The sequence below is a fragment of the Aquabacterium sp. genome, from assembly GCF_030652515.1.
In the GTDB taxonomy this organism is placed as follows: domain Bacteria; phylum Pseudomonadota; class Gammaproteobacteria; order Burkholderiales; family Burkholderiaceae_C; genus Aquabacterium.
Window position 1 is genome coordinate 1 of the sequence record NZ_JAUSAR010000218.1, and the last position, 1,511, is coordinate 1,511.

The 1,511-nt window shown below is 35.9% G+C and carries 1 protein-coding gene; it reads right to left on the reverse strand.

The genetic code is table 11. The features are described from left to right. Nucleotides 1–227: 227 nt before the first annotated feature. Nucleotides 228–1,511 (reverse strand): hypothetical protein (locus Q7V20_RS23890; protein WP_304796731.1); only part of this gene is annotated, 1,284 nt, incomplete at its 5' end.

Sequence of the window (1,511 nt, forward strand, 5' to 3'; positions counted from 1 at the left end):
TATCACCACGTTCACGGCTGGTTGGTTTACTGGAATCACGATAAATATTGGCTTTTGGTTCCACTTCTATATGACCAACACCACCTTCACTACATTCTTTCATAAAGGTAACAAGTGTATCACGGATACCATTGTGACGAGCTATGATAGCACCACTCTGTTTCTTACAGTCTTGAAAATGAGTATGTGTTGTGTCTTTTTAAATACAACCACAGAGGCAAGATTGATTATTTAACTTCTCTGTAGCCATACCATTGACCTAACAATGTTCTCATTTCAAAACGATAATTTTCATCTTTTACTATCAAAAGCTTTTTAGTTGGTATAACAGTCTGCCATAACGATGCACCTTTACCATTGGCACTAAGTAAACGAATACGCATAGGATCATGTTCAGGTAAAGAACATAGGAAATCATCGTATACTTTGTTTTCTATCCATTTTGTTAGTGCATGTTGTATACCAGTGGTAGCAATGGTATCTGGAGCTATGTTCCATAAACCATTCATAGCATGTGCCATACCAGCCATAGACACATCTGCATTTAACAATGGTGATGTTACTATACCTAATTCCACCATATGATCATCTGTTATACCTTGCTGTTTTAATTCGATAATACAATCAAGTATATCATTATGTATAGGGGAATCAAGTAAATCGTATTTACTAGATGGGAAAAGCTTTTTCAAATGAGGCAACACAGGAACAACGGATGCAAAATAATATGCATGTAACATTGGTAACATAGGACGTAAACCAATACCACCCTTGGACACTTTCAAACCAATTTGAAATTTCTCATGTTCTGTCAATGGTGCTCTATCTGTCTGTATATCCATAATATTAACAAACGCTTTCATAATAGCTTTATCAAAATCGATAGCAGCCTTAGTAACATACTGTGGTGGTAACGACCGTGCAAAATGCATAAAACGAGGTAACATACATAAACGTAATAGTAACATTGCTATTTGTACAGGCATACAAGGATGGCTTAAATAACGAAATAATGTATCATGACTAGCTATCACACTCTCTACATGTAAACGAATCTCTTCTTCAGCTGAATCGTTTCCATTACTTAGTGTAACACCTAACACACGAATATGAGAACTGTATTTGGTTATATTATGAGATGTACATAGATCGACTATAGGTGTATAGTCAACACCATTATCAGTATCATAACCTTTTGGCATTAGCACTTGACATTTGTTTGCCTGTAATTCCAAACCATAATCAAGCGATAATTCTTTCAATCGATCGAACACCTTAAATACTTGACGATAATCCCCTATAATAGTCAAATCATCTTGTACAGCAGCAGCAATCACACTACCATCACCAGCAGCAAGCGCATCTTTGTACAATTGTTGAACAGTAAAAGCAAATGCAAAAGCAGATACCGGATCACCCTGTTTAACACCTTGTACAGAATCTAACACAGCTGCTAATATGTTAGTATCATAATCAAATACTAACAAAGGTGAAGCTTCTGCATAACTCCA